This is a genomic window from Erysipelotrichaceae bacterium 66202529, from assembly GCA_017161075.1.
Taxonomy (GTDB): domain Bacteria; phylum Bacillota_I; class Bacilli_A; order Erysipelotrichales; family Erysipelotrichaceae; genus Clostridium_AQ.
Genome location: CP046174.1, coordinates 2,486,136 through 2,504,116, shown reverse-complemented (window position 1 = coordinate 2,504,116; position 17,981 = coordinate 2,486,136). Strand labels below are relative to the sequence as shown.

General features: G+C 45.3%; 19 protein-coding genes. 13 read left to right on the top strand and 6 right to left on the bottom strand.

What is annotated here, in order from left to right; all coding sequences use genetic code 11:
• Positions 1–220: 220 nt before the first annotated feature.
• The 3 genes from GKZ87_11920 to GKZ87_11910 all read left to right on the top strand — a co-directional run bounded on the left by GKZ87_11920 (position 221) and on the right by GKZ87_11910 (position 2,738).
• Positions 221–874 carry a GNAT family N-acetyltransferase gene (locus GKZ87_11920; GenBank protein QSI26142.1) on the top strand — a complete coding sequence of 218 codons (654 nt, stop codon included), beginning with the start codon at positions 221–223 and terminating at the stop codon, positions 872–874.
• Positions 867–1,919 (top strand): hypothetical protein, encoded by a 1,053-nt coding sequence (locus GKZ87_11915; GenBank protein QSI26141.1) that lies wholly within the window; start codon positions 867–869, stop codon positions 1,917–1,919. The genes GKZ87_11920 and GKZ87_11915 overlap by 8 nt, the downstream gene beginning before the upstream one ends.
• 69 nt (positions 1,920–1,988) lie before the next feature.
• On the top strand, positions 1,989–2,738 hold the full coding sequence (locus GKZ87_11910) for a sigma-70 family RNA polymerase sigma factor (GenBank protein ID QSI26140.1): 750 nt from the start codon (positions 1,989–1,991) through the stop codon (positions 2,736–2,738).
• A 279-nt stretch (positions 2,739–3,017) separates the two neighbouring features.
• Here the strand turns inward: GKZ87_11910 and GKZ87_11905 are convergent, their stop codons facing one another.
• From GKZ87_11905 to GKZ87_11895, 3 genes are all read right to left on the bottom strand, one after another.
• Entirely contained in the window at positions 3,018–4,058 is a 1,041-nt protein-coding gene (locus GKZ87_11905; protein ID QSI26139.1) for a M20/M25/M40 family metallo-hydrolase, read from the bottom strand.
• A gap of 21 nt (positions 4,059–4,079) precedes the next feature.
• Complete coding sequence (locus GKZ87_11900; protein QSI26138.1) at positions 4,080–5,336, bottom strand: MFS transporter; 1,257 nt, start codon at positions 5,334–5,336, stop codon at positions 4,080–4,082.
• A gap of 76 nt (positions 5,337–5,412) precedes the next feature.
• Entirely contained in the window at positions 5,413–6,057 is a 645-nt protein-coding gene (locus GKZ87_11895) for a TetR family transcriptional regulator (GenBank protein ID QSI26137.1), read from the bottom strand.
• Positions 6,058–6,208: 151 nt separating this feature from the next.
• Here GKZ87_11895 and GKZ87_11890 point away from each other — a divergent pair, with 151 nt between their 5' ends.
• The 10 genes from GKZ87_11890 (at position 6,209) to nth (ending at position 12,819) form a co-directional block, all read left to right on the top strand.
• The gene (locus GKZ87_11890) at positions 6,209–6,733 is read left to right on the top strand and encodes a YqeG family HAD IIIA-type phosphatase (GenBank protein QSI26136.1); all 525 of its coding nucleotides are present in this window, start codon (positions 6,209–6,211) and stop codon (positions 6,731–6,733) included.
• The gene (gene yqeH / locus GKZ87_11885) at positions 6,723–7,805 is read left to right on the top strand and encodes a ribosome biogenesis GTPase YqeH (GenBank protein ID QSI26135.1); all 1,083 of its coding nucleotides are present in this window, start codon (positions 6,723–6,725) and stop codon (positions 7,803–7,805) included. Before GKZ87_11890 ends, yqeH begins: the two co-directional genes overlap by 11 nt.
• Positions 7,805–8,089: a ribosome assembly RNA-binding protein YhbY gene (gene yhbY / locus GKZ87_11880; GenBank protein ID QSI26134.1), complete on the top strand. Its 285-nt coding sequence runs from the start codon at positions 7,805–7,807 to the stop codon at positions 8,087–8,089. Before yqeH ends, yhbY begins: the two co-directional genes overlap by 1 nt.
• A gap of 3 nt (positions 8,090–8,092) precedes the next feature.
• Complete coding sequence (gene nadD / locus GKZ87_11875; protein QSI26133.1) at positions 8,093–9,118, top strand: nicotinate (nicotinamide) nucleotide adenylyltransferase; 1,026 nt, start codon at positions 8,093–8,095, stop codon at positions 9,116–9,118.
• A gap of 19 nt (positions 9,119–9,137) precedes the next feature.
• Complete coding sequence (rsfS, locus tag GKZ87_11870; protein ID QSI26132.1) at positions 9,138–9,476, top strand: ribosome silencing factor; 339 nt, start codon at positions 9,138–9,140, stop codon at positions 9,474–9,476.
• Positions 9,473–10,186: a methyltransferase domain-containing protein gene (locus GKZ87_11865; protein QSI26131.1), complete on the top strand. Its 714-nt coding sequence runs from the start codon at positions 9,473–9,475 to the stop codon at positions 10,184–10,186. Before rsfS ends, GKZ87_11865 begins: the two co-directional genes overlap by 4 nt.
• Positions 10,183–10,863, top strand: coding sequence for a 5'-methylthioadenosine/adenosylhomocysteine nucleosidase (locus GKZ87_11860; protein ID QSI26130.1), 681 nt, complete (start codon positions 10,183–10,185; stop codon positions 10,861–10,863). The genes GKZ87_11865 and GKZ87_11860 overlap by 4 nt, the downstream gene beginning before the upstream one ends.
• Positions 10,864–11,175: 312 nt before the next feature.
• Positions 11,176–11,634 (top strand): hypothetical protein, encoded by a 459-nt coding sequence (locus GKZ87_11855; protein QSI26129.1) that lies wholly within the window; start codon positions 11,176–11,178, stop codon positions 11,632–11,634.
• A 1-nt stretch (position 11,635) separates the two neighbouring features.
• On the top strand, positions 11,636–12,172 hold the full coding sequence (locus GKZ87_11850; protein ID QSI26128.1) for a DnaD domain protein: 537 nt from the start codon (positions 11,636–11,638) through the stop codon (positions 12,170–12,172).
• Positions 12,172–12,819 (top strand): endonuclease III, encoded by a 648-nt coding sequence (nth, locus tag GKZ87_11845; protein ID QSI26127.1) that lies wholly within the window; start codon positions 12,172–12,174, stop codon positions 12,817–12,819. Before GKZ87_11850 ends, nth begins: the two co-directional genes overlap by 1 nt.
• A 287-nt stretch (positions 12,820–13,106) precedes the next feature.
• Here nth and GKZ87_11840 read toward each other — a convergent pair whose 3' ends face one another.
• The 3 genes from GKZ87_11840 to GKZ87_11830 form a co-directional block, all read right to left on the bottom strand.
• Entirely contained in the window at positions 13,107–16,475 is a 3,369-nt protein-coding gene (locus tag GKZ87_11840) for a penicillin-binding protein 2 (GenBank protein ID QSI26126.1), read from the bottom strand.
• The gene (gene recU / locus GKZ87_11835; GenBank protein ID QSI27949.1) at positions 16,444–17,061 is read right to left on the bottom strand and encodes a Holliday junction resolvase RecU; all 618 of its coding nucleotides are present in this window, start codon (positions 17,059–17,061) and stop codon (positions 16,444–16,446) included. The genes GKZ87_11840 and recU overlap by 32 nt, the downstream gene beginning before the upstream one ends.
• 336 nt (positions 17,062–17,397) lie before the next feature.
• Entirely contained in the window at positions 17,398–17,916 is a 519-nt protein-coding gene (locus tag GKZ87_11830) for a hypothetical protein (protein QSI26125.1), read from the bottom strand.
• Positions 17,917–17,981 lie beyond the last annotated feature (65 nt).

Below are 17,981 nucleotides of genomic sequence, written 5' to 3'. Positions count from 1 at the left end.
AATCTGTTAAATATATATCCCGCTATCCCTGTTCTGTAATGCGTGCTGTTCGTACAGTAAACGATTATTATTTGATAACATCCCTGTATAGAAACCACGGTTCCATGCGGGTATTACAGCACCTGCATCTTTTAGCTTTCACAGCGTCCGCATCATCCTTGTGCCCGAGAATAAAACATGCTATAATATGGGTTCGAAAAAAAGATTGGATGTGTAACCTATGCCGTTATCTGAATTTTATCTGATGAATGACGAGCAGATTGCCACACTGCATATGCAGCTGGCTGAAAACTTTTACGACGACGACCTGTATAAGACCGTGTTCATGGACGATCGAACAAGGCTGAAAACACTGCGGTATTTATTTCGCCACTATCTGAAGGCACTGAAGCCGTACTGTCATTTTTTGGCAGACAGTGAGGAATGCAGAAGTGTCATGGTAGTATGGGACTCTACCCTGGAGCGTCCGTTGCCGTATCATTTGCAATTACTGTGGCTGAATATGAAAATGATTCCCATGCTGCTTGGACTTCGTTCTTTAAAAAGCATGAAGCATGTCGTGGAATGCTGGGATATGTTTACCAGCCGCTGGATCGCAGAATTCGTACAGGGGGATTATTTGCATCTGGATCTGTTTTTCACACAAAAGGAATCACGCGGAAGCGGTGTGGGAACCATGATGCTGCAGGCCCTGCTGAAGCATGCACAGAAAATCGGCAAGGATGTCACCATGGAAACGCACCATGCTGAAAATCTCTCCCTTTACTATAAAGCAGGCTTTGTACTCATGAGTGAAATCACGCATCCCGATCATGACATCCATCAATATAATCTTATGCATAAATGCAGCAGAGAGGAGAACTTGAATGAATAGTAAACATCGTGTACAAAGCTTCTGGAGCTATTTCCTTACCATACAGGAGCCTTTGGAGGCTGCTCTGCGTGCGCAGGATCAGCACGAATATAAGCATTTGCTCAATGATATCAATGAGCATCTGAAATCCGTTTGCGGCTGTAAGCTGGAGGTGGAGCTGAGTGAAACCGGCTTTTTTGAAATGACATTTGCCACTGGGGGAGATAAGACGGCACAGCTATGCAGTGCCTTATTGAAAAAGGATGCTCCCAAAGAGCTCAGTGAAAACTGGATCATCAATGCATTTCGACCGCCGTTAAGTGAGCGGGCATTAAACAGCTATCTTCAAATACAGGATAAAACGGTTCGCGGTGCGGATTTTAAGGTATATTATACCATCGATGAGGAAAGCAAAACGGTGGAGCTGAAGGTGTATTGTGAGGCGCTGCTGTCGCTTTCGGACACACAGAGAGAAAACATCGTTGCCTATATGCTGGAGTTATTCATCGGTGAGCTGGAGCTGGAAGCGCGTATTTCCCGCGTGGAAATTCTGGAGGAGGAAAGCGATGAAGAAAATGTCTGTCTCCTTCCGAATTTGTATGAGGATCTGTGTGATATCATCGTTGATCAGGAGTGGATGGAATATCATGATCCGCTTTCTATTTATATGGCCTATAAGCTGGATGAAAAGCCGGTCAGTGAAACACTAAGAAGAGATATGAAGCTCATTGTCACCACGAATCCGCAGCTGCAGGAGGAAGTGCTAAACAAGGAATATGCGACCTGTAAGGATTTTGCGGATAAGGGCGGAGAGTACGGCTATCTGTATTATGAAAAGCTGTACGAGGATGAAAAGGAGGCTCTTGTACGCCAGCAGCTGGAAAAGGAAATCAATGATTTGCTGTATCCGATGTCCATTGCCCGTACCATGGGAGGAGCCATTGGAATCTATTACTCCTATATCGATGTGGCTGTCTTTGACCGCGACGGATTTGGCATAGCCCTGGAAAAAATCAATGAAAAAATGAAATTCAAAATTTACTACCATTCCTTTTTGGAAGACTAAAGTCCTGTACGGGACTTTTTTTCGACATAAAGCTACAGCATTTCCCATATACTGGTAACAGGTGATCGTATGTTTACAACAATATTTGAAGTATTATCCAATGCTTTGTGCTATGTGGGCTATATCCGCAGTAATTCCTTTCAGCAGCCGCTTGATAAAGAGGAGGAGGCCCGCTGTATCTCTTTGCTGAGTGAGCACGATGAGGAGGCCAGAAACAAGCTGATTGAACACAATCTGCGCCTGGTTGCGCATATTGTAAAGAAATATGATATCAAAAAGGAACAGACAGAGGATCTGATCAGCATTGGAACCATCGGTTTGATCAAGGGAGTGGATTCCTTCAAGCCCGAAAAAGGGCATAAGCTGACAACCTATGCATCCAAATGTATTGAAAATGAAATTCTCATGTATTTGCGCAGCAGTAAAAACTATTTTCAGAATGTTTCCCTAAATGAGCCAATTGCCACCGATAAGGATGGCAGTGAAATCACATTGATTGATGCGATTGCATCTCCCGAGGATACCAGTATTATCGATGATATGATCGTAGAGGACAACATTGCAAGGCTGAAGCGCTTTATCCATGTTCTAGATGCCCGGGAGCTGGAAATCATTACCAAGCGCTTTGGCTTGTATGGACAGGAGGAGGAAACGCAGCGGGAAATTGCCCGCCAGCTGCATATATCCCGTTCCTATGTGTCCAGGATAGAAAAACGCGCCTTTATGAAGATTTATCGGGAATTTCAAAAGGAAGAAAAGCGCAAGGAGCGTGCCCGTCAGAGTAGAGATGAGGATAACAAGAAATCAGCTGCATCATAAAAAAAGACCATGAATGGCATGCATGGTCCTGATAGAAAGCGATACCGATTGCAGGCATCGCTTTTTTTGTTATTGCAATTCACAGATGCTCATGAATATATGATGTATTTATGAGCTATTGGATTCGAAAGGAAAGGCTAGAGCTCATATGGATCATACCTTTTATTTGCTGATTGTGAACTGTTTTCAAATGCTACAGTAGATCGTTTCATTTCCTCTTACATGCGAATACTTTTCCAGTATCCAAAGGGCTGTGCATAGGGGCTTCATTTTCCTGGCTTAAACACTCATCAGATAGGCATACAACAGTTTGGCTGTTTGTACGATACTGGAAATATGACAGCGCTCCATGCCATGGGAGGCAAAGCAGCCCATACCGAAGGCAGCCGCATACACGTTATTTCCCGAGCGAATTGCAGCGGAGGCGTCTGTTCCGTAATGGTAAAACACATCCACGCTGTAGGACAGCTCTTGTGCTTTTGCCAGCTCTATGAGCTTTGTGGTAAGTGCACGGTCGTACGGTGTATAGTTATCCTTTGCACAGATACTCACCTTTGTTTCACTTCCGCAGTAATCCGGTCCGATCAATCCGATATCCAGTGCGACATATTCACTGACATCTTCCGGCAGATATGCTCCGCCGTGCCCGATTTCCTCATAAAGCGGAAAGGCAAACAGGGTGGTATACTGCGGCTTTCTGTTTGTTTTTTTCATATCCTCAAGGACGGCGAACACTGCAGCTACCGCAGCCTTGTCGTCAATAAAGCGGGATTTGATAAAGCCGCTTTCCGTGTAATGATATTGCGGATCGATGGAAATGATATCCCCATGCTCTATGCCCAGAGCACGTACCTCCTGTGCACTGTATACCAGCTCATCCAGGATTACCATCATATTGCTTTCCTCACGCACTGCACTTCTTGCATCATCGAATACATGCGTGGAATGTGAGGTACAGGCAAGCAGTCCGGTATAGGTCGTTCCCCCACGCGTATGCACCTGCACGCTGCAGCCTTCGATATTGTTGTAATTGATACCGCCCAGATTACGCAAAGCAAGGGTACCGTTATCGTTGATGTGCCGGATCATCAGTCCAATCGTGTCCAGATGCGCGCCTACGCAGACGGTTTTTGAGGTGTCCTCCCCCTCCACACGGATATAGGCAGTACGCTTACGGTCATAGGTGATGGTATAGCCAATCTGTCGGGCAATACGCTCCATCAGGGGATGAATTTCCTCATAATAGCTGACCGGGCTTGGTGTTTCAATCAATTCTCTTGTGAATCGTTCAATCGTTGCTTCTTCTACATGATAGTTCATGATATGCCTCCTTAAACGTATTTATTGTAGCAGGACAGCATCCATTTCACAATCATTTCCTATGGATTTCAAGGCTTTTCTGCTCAGCAGGGAGATCATAAGGGAGGCAAGGCAGGCACCGGTAATCAGGAGTGCAATGCTGGAGGAAAAGCGTTCCATGAGCATACCATATACGGATTGTCCGATTGGATAGGAGCACATCACAACCATTGTCACCAATGACGCAACTTTACCCAGCAAATGATTGGGTGTGGATTTTTGAAGAAAGGTCTGTGCGTAAATATTAAACAGAGCGGCAAACAGCATGATGCAGATGCTAGATACAAAGATGCAGCCATAGGCAATATATACCGGAGCTTTAAAAAACAGAACGAGCGCCATCGGTAAGAGAAACAGACTGCCGCCCATCAGAAACCGCCAGGCTCCGGATATATCCACCCGTTTCATAACAAAGGGTACTGTCATGCTGCCGGCGATGGAGCCAATACCGATTGCGGCCTCCAGCCAGCCGTAAAAGGCAGGGGACAGGGCAAGGGTGATATTGGAAATCACAGGAAGGCCCACCGTGATAAAGCTGGACAAAACAAGATTGAGGGCTGCCAACAGCAGCAACAGGCGAATCAGAGCCGGATTTTCATAGCGCAGGAAATGCAGGCTTTCCTTCATATCGGTACGTATCACAGCCAGCATCCTGCCGCCTGAGGGTGCGCTTTGAAAGGGAATCCGCATGATACATTCCAAAATAGCGGATAGAAAGAAGGCGGTCGCAGCTATATTCAGCAGCAAGGAGAAGGGAAGCAGCGAAAACAGAAGACCACCGAGAATCGGCCCCAAAAGGGTCGCCAGTGCATTGATCTGAACAACGATTCCGTTTGCCTGCATGAGCTGTTCCTCCTGAACAAGCAGGGGGATGCTGGCCTGTACGGAGGGCTGATAAAAGGCCTGTATCACGGACAAAGAAATCATGAGTACAGCTACTAGGGGAATGCTGAAATGCTGTGCACTGATCATGGAAAAAGCGAAAATTAAAAAGGAGGTCAGAAAATCAAGTCCAAGCATGATGGTTCTGCGGCTTACACGATCTGCCAGAACACCTCCAAAGGGGGAAAGCAGGATCGTTGGAAGGATGGAAACGGCCAGAATCGTGGCAAAGATGGAGGCGCTACCGCTCACCTTCAATACATACAGGGAAAGCGAAAAGCGTAGAATTGCATTACCGAACAGGGAAATGATCTGCCCGATGATCATGAGTTTAAAATTATGATTATAAGCGTTCATGGGAAGGTTCCTTTCTTTTATGATACCGAACGACGGTATGTATATTGGTTAAGAGAAACTACCCGATGGGGTAGTCTTACATAGAATTGGCAAGGGTACGAAAATAAGCAGTCAGCTCCTGTTCCAGTATGTCATCAATAACCGGTATGCCGATGTCATCGCACAGCTTGCGGAAATAAGAGACCTTGGCAGGAATGGCACTTCGATCTGCCAATACAACAGGAGAACAGATCCAGTAATTCAACAGCAGCATCAAAACCTGTGCGGCACATTGTGCATCCTGCTTGCGGATACTACCATCCTCCATGCCTTCCTTTAAAATCCCTTCCACGATTTGGGAATTGACGCTCATATTTTCACTCATTCCGTTCATGAAGATTTTGGGATTCTTCCACAGGTTTATGGAGATTGCGTCAATCTGCTGCTTTTCCTCATTTTGAATCTGGCGGTACATGATCGCACGCAGCTTTTCAATACCGGTTTTATCACTGGCCCTGCGCAGCTGCTCCAGCTGTACATCCCCGTGATAGCATCTCTCACTCAATGCCTCGATAATCTCATCCTTGGATTTGAAGTGGTGATAAATGGCACCCTTACTCATGCCGAGAGCATTGACGATATCCTGGATTGTAGTCTTTTCATAGCCCTTTTCATTGAAGAGAGCCAGGGAAACCTCCAGGATTTTTTCCACGGTTCTCTCGGGGTATTTATTGCGTGCCATAGCTCCTCCTTTAACATACATACGTTCGGTATGTATATATTCTAACATACGATCCTTCCACTGTAAAGGGTGCATGTGAAAAATCAGTTTGAAGTGATGTAGAAATATGATAAAATAGATATGGTTTATACAAAGAATAGGAGAAATGAGGATGCTGAAGCTGTTTACACCCGATTATTATATACATAGCTTTGCGGCATTGCGGCCGCAGTATCTGAAGGAGCATGGTATCCAGCTGCTTGTCTGTGATATAGATAACACGCTGGTTCCTCACGATGTAGCCGTACCGGATGAAAAGGCTGTCCGTTTTATTCGCGGTATGCAGGAAGCGGGGATCAGAGTCGTGTTTATCAGCAACAATGTGGAGGAGCGCGTCATGACCTTTGCGAAGGGTCTGGATGCGGATTGTTATCCCTTCGCCATGAAGCCGCTGCCAAAAACGTATTGGAAAATGCTGAAGGAACAAGGCGTTGAAAAGCAGGAGGTTGCGGTTATTGGAGATCAGCTGATGACGGATATTCTGGGTGCAAACCTGGTTGGTCTGCATACGGTCTTAACAGCGCCTGTGGTTACCAGAGACCTGTCATTCACAAAGTTTAACCGTTTTTTTGAATCAATCGTATTTCAGCTGCTGCAAAAAACCGGGCGGCTTCGCAAAGGAGAATTTGATGAGTAAAATATGTAAGGGCTGCGGCGTTGTGCTGCAGAATAGCGATGCAAACAGCATCGGATATACACCGAAAATGGAGGCAGACTATTGTCAGCGCTGTTTTCGGATTCGGCATTATGATGATGTAGTCATCAGTATGAAGCAGGGAATTGACAGCGATGCGGTATTGCGGAAAATCAATGCCATAGATGCGCTGGTCGTTTGGGTTGTGGATTTGTTTGATTTTGAATCCAACCTGTTGCCGGGAATCAACCGCCACTTACTGGGAAAGGATATTCTCATGGTGGCAACCAAACGCGATCTGCTTCCGGCAACCCTGGGTAATGACAAGCTGTCTGCGTTTATGCTGCGACGTTTAAAGGAAGAAGGCATTGTTGTACAGGGAATCGTGGTATGCGGAGATTTAGCGGCTCATGCACGGCGCGAGGAGAATGCATCCGTGGATGAGGTGCGCTCAGCCATTGCACACTATCGAAGAGAACGTGATGTTGTGGTGATGGGCATGGCAAATGCGGGAAAGAGTACCCTGTTGAACGCCATCTGTGACCATACCGATCTGACGACCTCACGGCATCCGGGAACGACGCTGGATTTTAATTCCATTGCCATGGTGGGGTATCAGCTGTATGATACGCCGGGTCTGACGCGTATGGATTCCCTGTTGACCCATGTCGATGAGCGCCTGCTGAAAACCGTCATCCCGTTAAAGCCCTTAAAGGCAAGGGGCTATCAGCTGAAGGGGAATCAGACATTATCACTGGGCGGTCTTGTCCGTTTGGATCTGATTGGCTGTGAGAGTGTCAGCTGTGTTGCCTATTTTTCAGAGCGCTTGAAGCTGCATCGCAGCAAGCAGGAAAAGGCGGATGATTTATGGAGGCAGCACTATGATGAAATTTTGTCTCCGGTAATCGGAGAACAGAAGGATATGAAAAAATTCTCCTATGGTCATGTACAGGAGTATAAAGTGGATGTTGTTATTCATGGCTTGGGCTGGTTCTGTATCAGCGGCCATGTCCAGGAGCTGCATGTCTACGTGGCAGAGCAGGGAAGCGTAACGTTTAGAAAGGCGATGATATAATGTTAACCGGAAAACAGAAAAGTGAGCTGCGCGGGATTGCGCAGACAAAACGGCCCCTTTTTCAGATGGGAAAGGATGCTGTCAGTGAAAATTTGATCAAGACGATTTCAGATTCTTTAGAGGCGCACGAGCTTGTAAAGGTCTCTCTTTTAAAAACCTGTGGAATCAGTGCCAATGAGGCGGCTATAACCATCAGTGCAGCGACGCACAGTGAGGTGGTCCAGGTAATCGGGCGCACCTTTACGCTGTATCGCAGAAGCAAGAAAAATAAGCTGGGGATGTAGGGTATGCGAATTGCTGTATTGGGCGGAGCCTTTGATCCGATACATAACGGACATCTGCAGATTGCCAAGCAGGCAGTAAAGCAGCTGCGCATTGATGAGGTCTGGTTTATGCCGAGTGCCGCAACCCCTTTGAAACAGGAACAGGCAGCCTCCTTTCAGGATCGTGCAGCGATGATTTCCCTGGCGATTGCGCCTTACCGGCATATGAAGCTGTGTACGCTGGAGCAGGAGCTGGAAGGCGTTTCCTATACCATACGGACTGTGAAAACGCTGTTTCAGCGCTATCCGCAGCATTCCTTTTGCTGGCTGATCGGGGATGATCAGGCGCTGCAGTTTGAACGATGGAAAAGCAGTGATGAGCTGAAACAGCTGCTTCCGTTTTATGTGTTCACAAGAGACGAACAGGATATTTCGCTGCCGGACGGTCTTCATCGTGTGCATATGGAGCTGCTTGCGGTATCGAGCAGTGAAATACGGCAGGGACAAAAGCTGTATCAGGTGCCTGATCGTGTACGGGACTATATGGGAGCACACGGGTTATATCTGGAACGCATGGTGCGCCAGCGAATGAGTGAAAAACGCTTTTTGCACAGCCAATCGGTCGCTGCGCTTTGTGTACAGCTGGCAAGGGCTCATCAGCTGGATTGTCGTGTTGCCTATCTAATGGGCATCACCCATGATGTGTGCAAACAGCTGCCCTACGCGCAGGCAGAGGCCTGGATGCGATCCCATATGCCGGATTCCTTACAGGAAGCACCTGCCATATGGCACGGCTATATCGGTGCGGATTATATAAATAAAGTGTTCCATATACATGACCGCCGGATATTACAGGCTGTTTATCATCATGTAAAGGGAAGAAACCGCACGGATTATGATCGTATTCTGTTTATTGCAGATAAGCTGGATCCCTCACGCGGCTATGATTCCAGCAGGGAAATCGCAATCAGCATGCGCAGTCTGAAGGAAGGCTATCGCATTGTAAAAGAACAGCAGGAGGCCTACCTGAAAAAGGAAGGCACGCTGTAAGAAAATAAGGAGCTTGTATATGGAAGAACTGGTACGTATCGTTCAAAAGGCAGTGGATGAAAAAAAAGGAGAGCGTCCGCTGCTGTATGATTTTCGTGAATTAAATCCGTTTATTGACCATGTGGTGATTTGCAGTGCACAAAGCGTGCGGCAGGTACATGCCATAGCGGATAATATCAAGGATCGCGTCAAGGAGCATGGCTATGCGATCCGTGCAATCGAGGGAAGCAGTGAATCCCGCTGGGTTCTTGTGGATTTGGACAGTGTGGTGGTGCATGTGTTCGTAAATGAGGAACGGGAGCACTTCCAGCTGGAAAAGCTGTATGCCGATTTACCGCATGAGGATTTTTCCCTATGATGTATGAGCTGCTGGCGCATGTATACGATGCGCTGGTCAAGGATGATGAGGCGACGCAGGAATGGGTGTCCCTGATTAAGAAGCATATCAAAGGGAAGGAACTGCTAGAGCTGGCATGCGGAAGCGGAGAGATTACCATTGCGCTTGCACAGGAAGGCTATCAGGTGACTGCCAGTGATCTGTCCGCGGATATGATTGCCGAGGCAAGGAAAAAATCCGGCAGTGAGCTGGTTGAATGGAGCGTTATGGATATGTGTGAGCTGCATATGGAGAAGCAGTTTGACGGTATTCTGTGTCTGTGTGACAGCTTCAATTATGTATTAAAGGAAACACAGGTGCGCGCTTTATTCCAGGGGGCATATGCGCATCTGAAGCCGCAGGGAGTCTTCCTTGTGGATATGCATTCGCTGGATCGTCTTGCGGAGTTTGAAGAAGAATACAACGAAGCAGGACAGGTAAAGGAGCTGGATTATCAATGGACGATCACCAGTGAGGAGGATCGTATCTATCAGAATTTCGCGTTTTATGATGCCGAGGGAAGAATCACACTGGAGCAGCATGAGCAGCGGGTGTATGCGCCTGACTGGATTCTTGCGGAGCTGGAAAAAAGCGGATTTCAGGTAGAAGTCTATACTGATTTTACAAAGCCAGGTATCTGTGAAGGTGAAAAACAGTTTTATATATGTAAAAAAGGCGGAGGTGTACAATGATTGCAGTAATTGCAGCGATGGATACGGAAGTGGATGCAATCGTATCACTCATGGAATCCCATGAGCATCTAATCACAAGCGGTATTGAATTTGATAAGGGAATGCTGTCCGGCAGGGAGCTGATTGTGATGAAAAGCGGAGTCGGCAAGGGAAATGCATGTATGGCAACGACGATTCTTTTGGAGAATTATGCGATTGATTGCATTGTGAATATCGGAACAGCCGGCGGTCTGAAGGCAGAACAGAATATCCTGGATGCAGTAGTCAGTACCCGCATCGTTCAGCATGACTTTGATACGAGTCCGGTAGACGGCAAGGAAGGCATCGGGCTGTATTTTGAGGCAGATTTAGAGCTTGCAGCGCTATGTGAACAGGCCTTGCAGCAGCTGGAGGTTTGCGTACACCGCGGTCTTATTGCGAGCGGCGATCAGTTTATCGCACGCAAGGAGCAGCTATCCCGCCTGCAAGAGCTGTTTCCGGAGGCAGTCTGTGCAGAGATGGAGGCAGGAGCGGTTGCGCAGGTTTGTGCACATTACCATATCCCGTTTGTAGTGCTGCGCTCGCTGTCTGATATCGCACCCCGCACAGATTCTCACATGGATTTTATTACGTACGTGAAGCATGCCTCTGCACGCAGTGCACAGTTTTGCAAGGCGCTGATGAAGCTTCTGGCATAAAGGCGGAATATCCGTCTTTTTTCTTACAATTTGCAGTTGTTATAGGCAGAAAATACAGCTTCTGGTATAATAGAACAGGCAGTCTTCAAAACAGCGTTTTTTTAAACCGGAGGGCTTTTTCAAGACAAATTCTCTAAAATTGTGTATAATAAAAGACGGAAGAAAAAAGGGCTTTTACATGAAAACGTAAAAGGACCCATCCGTATTAAGATAAAAGAATTTCAAATATCGTATAAGCTCGATTCGTTTTTATGCTTTCGTAATCTGAAGCGCCAAAGCAGTAAGAACAAAGATAAATAAAGGAGGTCCAAAATGAAAATCAATGGAAAATCACTGGCGGTAAGTGTTGGATTGATCGCAGTACTACTGGTTGTGCTGCTTGTGGAGTCCTCAATCTTTATCAGTGGGCCATCCCGAAAATATGAAGAAAAGATAGCCGAGCAGATGGCAGCTATTCAGGGAACCTATAAGGAAATAAAAAATCTGCATCGTGATGCATTTTATTATATCACATATGTGGGGGAGGATGCGGACAATTATGTCTGGTTTAACGATGCGGGAAAAGCAATCGTATCAAGAAAAAAGGATACGATACAGATGGATAATGTAAAGCAGGAGGTAGAAAAGCGCTACGGGGCAAAGGATGTTCAGGTGGCACTGGGATATGGCTATGATAATCCGGTGTATGTTGTTAATTGCTCTGTCGGGCAGATTCTGCTGGATTATGACAATCTGCATGAGGTGTATTATCTGAAAAAGGGAGAGGCATAATATGGAAAAGTGGTGGAATGAGCGCTTTATCAATCGCAGGGACTGGATCCTGGATCATTTAAAGGATCTAAGTCTGACGATTGAAGAAACGATGGTCGTGCTTGTTATTGATTTTATGAATGAGCATCAGATACCGATTACGCATGGGATTCTGGCGGATAAGCTAAAGAAGGATACGGATGATATCGATGATATTCTGTCGCATCTGACTGCGAAGGGATATCTGGCTCTGCAGTTTCAAAATGGAAAGATTTTGTTTAATATCGACGGTGTTTTTGCGGATAACAATGAAAAAAGCCTTGCATTTGATCAGTCGCTGTTTGATTTGTTTGAGTCTGAATTTGGCAGACCACTGTCACAGATGGAGCTGCAGCGTATGGCTGACTGGCTGAAGGATTATGAGCAGAAGCTGATCTGTTATGCATTGCGGGAGGCACTGACCTACGATCATAAGAGCTTTGATTACATAGAGCGTATTCTGGTGGAATGGAAGAACCGTGGAATGACGGCTGAAAAATATGAAGGAGGGGAACGCTGATGACAACGGATGAAATTCTGGATATTTTAGAAGAGATGTTTCCGGATGCCCATTGTGAGCTGGAGCATAAAAACCCGTTTGAGCTGCTGGTGGCAGTTGTCCTGTCTGCACAGACGACAGATGCGGCAGTGAATAAGGTTACTCCTGCACTGTTTGAAGCCTTTCCGACACCGCAGGCGATGGCAGAGGCGCAGCTGCAGGATATAGAGGATAAAATACGCCGTATTGGCTTATACCGCAATAAGGCGCATTCCATTCAGAATCTCAGCCGTTCACTGCTGGATTCCTTTGACGGTGTTGTTCCTGAAAGCATGAAGGATTTAACATCACTGGCAGGTGTCGGCCGGAAAACGGCAAATGTCGTGCGCAGTGTCTGCTTTGATATTCCCAGCATAGCTGTTGATACACATGTAGAGCGCATTTCCAAGCGGTTGGGGCTTGCAAAGGTGCAGGACAGTGTGGAAGTTGTGGAGCAGAAGCTCAAGCGGAAGCTGAAAAGAGAACGCTGGAACAGAGCACATCATTTATTCATCTTTTTCGGACGTTATTTCTGTACCGCAAGAAATCCGAAATGTGAGGAATGTCCGTTCAGGGAATTTTGTAAAAAGGATAAGCTGGAAGCATACCGCAACGCAAAGAAGGCATAAGGAGCAGGGCGTTTCCTTGCTCAGGGTATATGAGGATTGTGAGCTACAAAATAATCGATGCTTCTCAATTCCTTTGTATTCCATTTCCTTCCTTGTACCATAAAGTAAAGGAACCGAACAGGGTACGATCCCTGTTCTTTTTTGCTGTTTCATCCCAGCTTATGTGAAGAAACGACAATAAATTGCGTGTGTAATTACTGAAATGAGTGAAAACAAAGCATATACATTTTGAAGGCAATGTCCTTTTGTATAAGAAAAATCCCCGGAAAATGCGGGGATTTTGTGATTTACTGTGCAGGCTTTAAAACCTCTGTTAATGCACTGTTTATTTTGGCTGTCTGATCGTCAATCTGTGCCTGTGTAGCATTGGCATCACTGTATACGGCTTTTGCGTCATTCAGTATATTTTCAAATTGCACGATACTTTCTGCTGTATAGGAATTGCGGTTAATAGCGTTTCCCTTATTGATTGCCTCATTCAACGCATCTCTGCTGATGACTGGTTTCTGTACCAGGGTATTGATGGCATTGTTTACCGCCGCTGTCTGTGCATCGATTTGTGCCTGTGTGGCCTTTTTATTTTCATTGACAGCCTTAGCACTGTTTACAGCAGCCTGTAAAGCACTTATGCTCTCCGGTGTATATAGGGAGGTATCAATGCCTGCAGCCTTGCTGAGTGCAGCATTTAGACTGCCTTTATTGGCACTGGATACAAGGTGATCCATAGCGGCCTGTAAATCAGCTTTTGCCTTATCGATGTCCTCCTGCGGTGCGAGATCATCCTTTAAAATCTTTTCCGCAGCTGCGATCGCCGCCTGCAGCTTACTATAGGTTTCTGCAGTATAATCGCTGGCTTTCATACCCTTCGCAGAGCTTACGGCAGATTTTAAAGCCTTGTTGTTCGTCTTGGAATTTGCAATAGTCAGCGGATTATTTTTCTTCGCACTTGAAAGCCACTCACTCTTAATCATACCGCCGCCATAGCTACTGATACCGCCCGGACTTGAAATCATATGCTCATTTCCGGTAGCGATACTATCCAGCATATACTTGTTGATCCAGCCTGGTATATTAGCATTCAGAATTTCATTGCTGATATAGGTTGGCTTACCCTCGATACCTCTGTCAAAGCCGCTCCAAGTGGCGATGGTATATTCACTTGTATAATTGATCATCCATTCATCCTTCATCGGACCACCATATTTCCAGGCATCATCCGCCCAGTCACTCGTTCCGGTTTTTCCGTATACCGGATAGGCTCCGAATCCTAACTGACTCATCAAATTGAGCCTACTGTCATTCCCGAAAATGGCTCGGTACAACAAATCACTCGTCATATAGGCAGCCTGTGGTGATAATGGCTGATGGGTTGCGACCTTTGCCTTGATGGTTTTATCTTCATTTTTATATACAATTTTACGTACCAGATGCGGCTCATTGTATGTACCGCCATTCGCAAGTGCTGCATAAGCTGCCGCCATTTCGGTAGGGGAGGCCATCATACCGGAAGCCCCTATGGAATACTGAATATCCATATTTTTAGCAACATCCGGATCAAAGCCCATCTTTTTCGCATAGCTGATCATTTCATCATAACCGGCATGGTTCAAAAGATCATCAAATGTACTTACGGCTGGTGTATTTAACGATTGCGCAATAGCACGCTCCATGGATACCTTACCATAGTAACCGCCGGTAGCGTTGATAACATTCCAGTTTCCAAAGCTGATAGCCTTATCCACGAATACACGGGAGGTACAATACCCGATTTTATCAAAGGAAGGGGCATAATCGAAAATCGGCTTGATACTGGAGCCTGGCTGATGCGGCTCACGGAATCGGAAATGCACCTGTCCATCTGCGGACTTGATATCGGTTCTTCCGGCACTGACCGCTACGATCTCACCATTTCTGTTATTCAATACAGTGAATCCAATCTGATAATATTTATTATCCGTTAATCCGACAATCTCACCGGAGGATACCTTGTTTGCGGATTTTTGCGCATGGATATCCAGTGCCGTATAAACCTTCATCGGTGTTGTGGCGGGATCGACTCCATATTTTTGTATAATCTCATCCGCTGCAGCCCGGACATAATCCTTATACGGATCGGTTTTTGTGGAATCCGGCTCTCCGGCAATCTGGAATGCCAGCTTTGTTGCTTTCGCCAGCTTGTATTCCGTTTCTGTTATGTATCCGTGATTCAGCATCTGATACAGCGTTTCATCCCGCCGCTTCATTGCCTGCTTATAGTAATTCTCTCCATCAAGGATACCATTGTATGGATTGTTATTGTTCGGTGCATTGATAACACCTGCTAGAAAGGCGCTTTCCGATAAATTAAGATCCTCTACATTTTTTCCGAAATAATACTCCGCACCCTTTTGAATACCGCGCGTATGCTGACCGAAATTGATCTGATTCAGATATCTGGTCATGATATCCTCCTTACTCAATTCACTGTCCAGACACATGCTCAGATAGATTTCCTGAATTTTGCGTTCAATTTTTTCCTTCGTGCTGAAATATTTTCCTTCCATCTGCATCTTGTCCTCCACCGGCTTCATGATGAAGTTATCGACCGTCTGCATCGTCAGCGTAGAACCGCCCTGTGAAAGGTCACCTGATTTCAGGTTATTGATCGCACTGGAAATGAAACGGGGAAGGTCGAAGCCGTTGTGCGAATAGAAGCGGGAATCCTCAATCGCCAAAAAGGCGTCAATGGTCGACTGGGGCACCTGCTCATATGTAATATTTTCACGGCTCTCCTCGCCCAGCTCTCCGATAATCGTTTTACCGTCACTGGCGTAGAACACAGAGGGCTCGTCGCTTCTCATCTGCTCAACCATTCCATCCGGATCCGCCTTGTGGGCGATATGATAAAGCAGGTAGGCACCGGTACTGCTGCCAAGCAACGCAATGGCTAGAAAAGCAATGATGATGCCGTTTACGATTTTGCGTCCTCTGCTCAGCTTCGGCTTATTTTTCTTTTTCTTCGTTTTCTCTGCTGTATCACTTGGCAGATCCTCACCATCGTTCTCCGCATTCATATCAACAGGAGGAACCGCTTCTTCCATACTGTCCTTTGTATCAGAGCTTGTAAGCTGATCATACGTATCTCCTGCTGTATCTTCGATTGGACAAGCTGCATCCGTAACATCTGTTTCCAGAGCTTCCTTGTCAGCTGCCACCTGATCTGCTGCCATACCCTCTGCTTCCACAGCTGCAACTTCTACCGTCTCGTTTTCAGATGATGGTTCTGCAGCTTCTCTGGCTTCTTTCTCAGCATCGTTTTCTGTTATCGAAGCATCCTCAGAAAGGGTGTGTGTTTCAACGGAAGCCTTTGCATCGGCTGTTTCTTTGTCTGTTTCTGTAGGCATAACTGCTTGTGTATCAGCCTTTACCACCTCATCAGAGCTGCTTTCATGCTCGGTAGGTGTGCTTTCAGCTGCTTCAGGCATACCGTTATCTGTGACAACAGGTATTTCTTCTTCTTGGTGCTCAGCGGCAAAGCTGTCTGCTTCAGCAGCCTGTTTCGTCTCAATAGAATCCTGTGTTATTGTGTCATCTGTTGTTTCTCTGGTGTCCTTTGCTTCTGGTTGCTTCGGCGATGTATTTACATCAACCGTTTCCTCGTTTGGATTTTGTTCCATATGATTTTTCCTCCTTGAAGTACAGGGCATCGACGTTGTCAAGATAACATAATCTCGGTGTCAGACCCATACGGATAAGGGAACCTACTTCCTTCACCTTCATGTAAGATATTGATTTGCGTTCTCCCTCATAGTACATATCGATCAGTATGCCGGCATCGATTAGATAGGTTTCCTCCAGCGTGGTGAAGCGGATAATGAAAAAGCCGATTCCTCCATGCTGTAATACCTTCTTTAAATGCTCGATCTGATGCGGATGGATGCTTTTGAAGGGGAAGGAGGTTTTCTGCCTTGTTTCCTTTGCTTCAAAATCAATGGCTCTTCCGCGGTAGATCCCGTTATAATCGGTTGTACTCGGTGTTTTATAATAGGCTTCCGTAATTTTAGCAGCGCTGCGCTCAGGATAATCAACCTTTACGACCTGAATCGGTGTGGGCTTTTTATGTATTAAGGCGCGCTCACAGCTGCAGTAATATGCATTGGAATCGTTTAAATCATGCTCCAGTGACATGCCTCGTCCCATATGGTTATCTGAGACCTTTGTGGCTGTTACCGGCTTTGTTTTTCTGTTTGGATATCCTATCACATGTATCACCTTTTTCTATTATATACAAATTTCACCCTTATTTCTACTTTTGAAGGCAATGTTCTTGGAAAAATTTACTTTTATAAAGGTGAAGAAAAAAAGATTGGTTAGGTTTCTTAACTAAAATCATTAGCTTGTTCTTCACGAAAATCACAGAATACTATAGCTTTTGAAATCTATACTACTTGAAAAAGTGCTATATAGGTTTCTTGCAAAACAAAAAGCTATAGCTTAATATCTTGTGCCTAGAAGCCATAGCCTATTTTTCATTGATAACGCATTATCATAAATTCATACTTGGTGGCCTATATACATAATATAATACTTATAATACTTTTAAATACAAAGCTCCAACATAGGTTTAGCATAAACCCATGTATTAACATATGTGCTAGAATTTTTTTTAATTTTTATAAGTACACTGTCAGTAGGTGCATCAACGCCATAAATTTTAAATATATAATCATATTTAAAACTGCTACCATGGTTAAATATGAAATAATCACCTACTTTGAAAACCTGATTATCTGTTCGTGAACCGCTAGACGTAGTCTTTGTAAGAGGATATGCTGGAATCCAATTACCTAATTGATCGCACCATACTCTATCACCTGCAGCATCAACTTTATTAACCTTGAAAATGATCCAAGCAAAAATATCACCAGTGTGAGGATGTTGGAATGTACCATAGCTACCAACCTGCATGATTTGATCATCACAAGCTTTCTTTGTTGAATATACTTCACATGATGAATTGTCCTCCATATCGTCTTTAACGGTTGCTGCGTTTACATTGAAATAAAAAGGTAATAGCAACAAGAAACATGAGATAAAGATAAATGAATGTTTTTTCATATAGTCTCTCTTTCTGTATAGTAAAGTGATAAGAAAATATGATAATGCATATGTATTTGATATAT

Excerpts from the sequence above, each read along its gene's own strand:
- GKZ87_11860 (QSI26130.1), top strand. The coding sequence starts at position 10,183 with ATGATTGCAGTAATTGCAGCGATGGATACGGAAGTGGATGCAATCGTA.
- GKZ87_11840 (QSI26126.1), bottom strand. The coding sequence starts at position 16,475 with ATGGAACAAAATCCAAACGAGGAAACGGTTGATGTAAATACATCGCCG.
- GKZ87_11915 (QSI26141.1), top strand. The coding sequence starts at position 867 with ATGAATAGTAAACATCGTGTACAAAGCTTCTGGAGCTATTTCCTTACC.
- GKZ87_11865 (QSI26131.1), top strand. The coding sequence starts at position 9,473 with ATGATGTATGAGCTGCTGGCGCATGTATACGATGCGCTGGTCAAGGAT.
- GKZ87_11900 (QSI26138.1), bottom strand. The coding sequence starts at position 5,336 with ATGAACGCTTATAATCATAATTTTAAACTCATGATCATCGGGCAGATC.
- GKZ87_11895 (QSI26137.1), bottom strand. The coding sequence starts at position 6,057 with ATGGCACGCAATAAATACCCCGAGAGAACCGTGGAAAAAATCCTGGAG.
- GKZ87_11910 (QSI26140.1), top strand. The coding sequence starts at position 1,989 with ATGTTTACAACAATATTTGAAGTATTATCCAATGCTTTGTGCTATGTG.
- GKZ87_11905 (QSI26139.1), bottom strand. The coding sequence starts at position 4,058 with ATGAACTATCATGTAGAAGAAGCAACGATTGAACGATTCACAAGAGAA.
- nadD (QSI26133.1), top strand. The coding sequence starts at position 8,093 with ATGCGAATTGCTGTATTGGGCGGAGCCTTTGATCCGATACATAACGGA.
- GKZ87_11850 (QSI26128.1), top strand. The coding sequence starts at position 11,636 with ATGGAAAAGTGGTGGAATGAGCGCTTTATCAATCGCAGGGACTGGATC.
- GKZ87_11855 (QSI26129.1), top strand. The coding sequence starts at position 11,176 with ATGAAAATCAATGGAAAATCACTGGCGGTAAGTGTTGGATTGATCGCA.
- rsfS (QSI26132.1), top strand. The coding sequence starts at position 9,138 with ATGGAAGAACTGGTACGTATCGTTCAAAAGGCAGTGGATGAAAAAAAA.
- GKZ87_11830 (QSI26125.1), bottom strand. The coding sequence starts at position 17,916 with ATGAAAAAACATTCATTTATCTTTATCTCATGTTTCTTGTTGCTATTA.
- yhbY (QSI26134.1), top strand. The coding sequence starts at position 7,805 with ATGTTAACCGGAAAACAGAAAAGTGAGCTGCGCGGGATTGCGCAGACA.
- nth (QSI26127.1), top strand. The coding sequence starts at position 12,172 with ATGACAACGGATGAAATTCTGGATATTTTAGAAGAGATGTTTCCGGAT.
- GKZ87_11890 (QSI26136.1), top strand. The coding sequence starts at position 6,209 with ATGCTGAAGCTGTTTACACCCGATTATTATATACATAGCTTTGCGGCA.
- GKZ87_11920 (QSI26142.1), top strand. The coding sequence starts at position 221 with ATGCCGTTATCTGAATTTTATCTGATGAATGACGAGCAGATTGCCACA.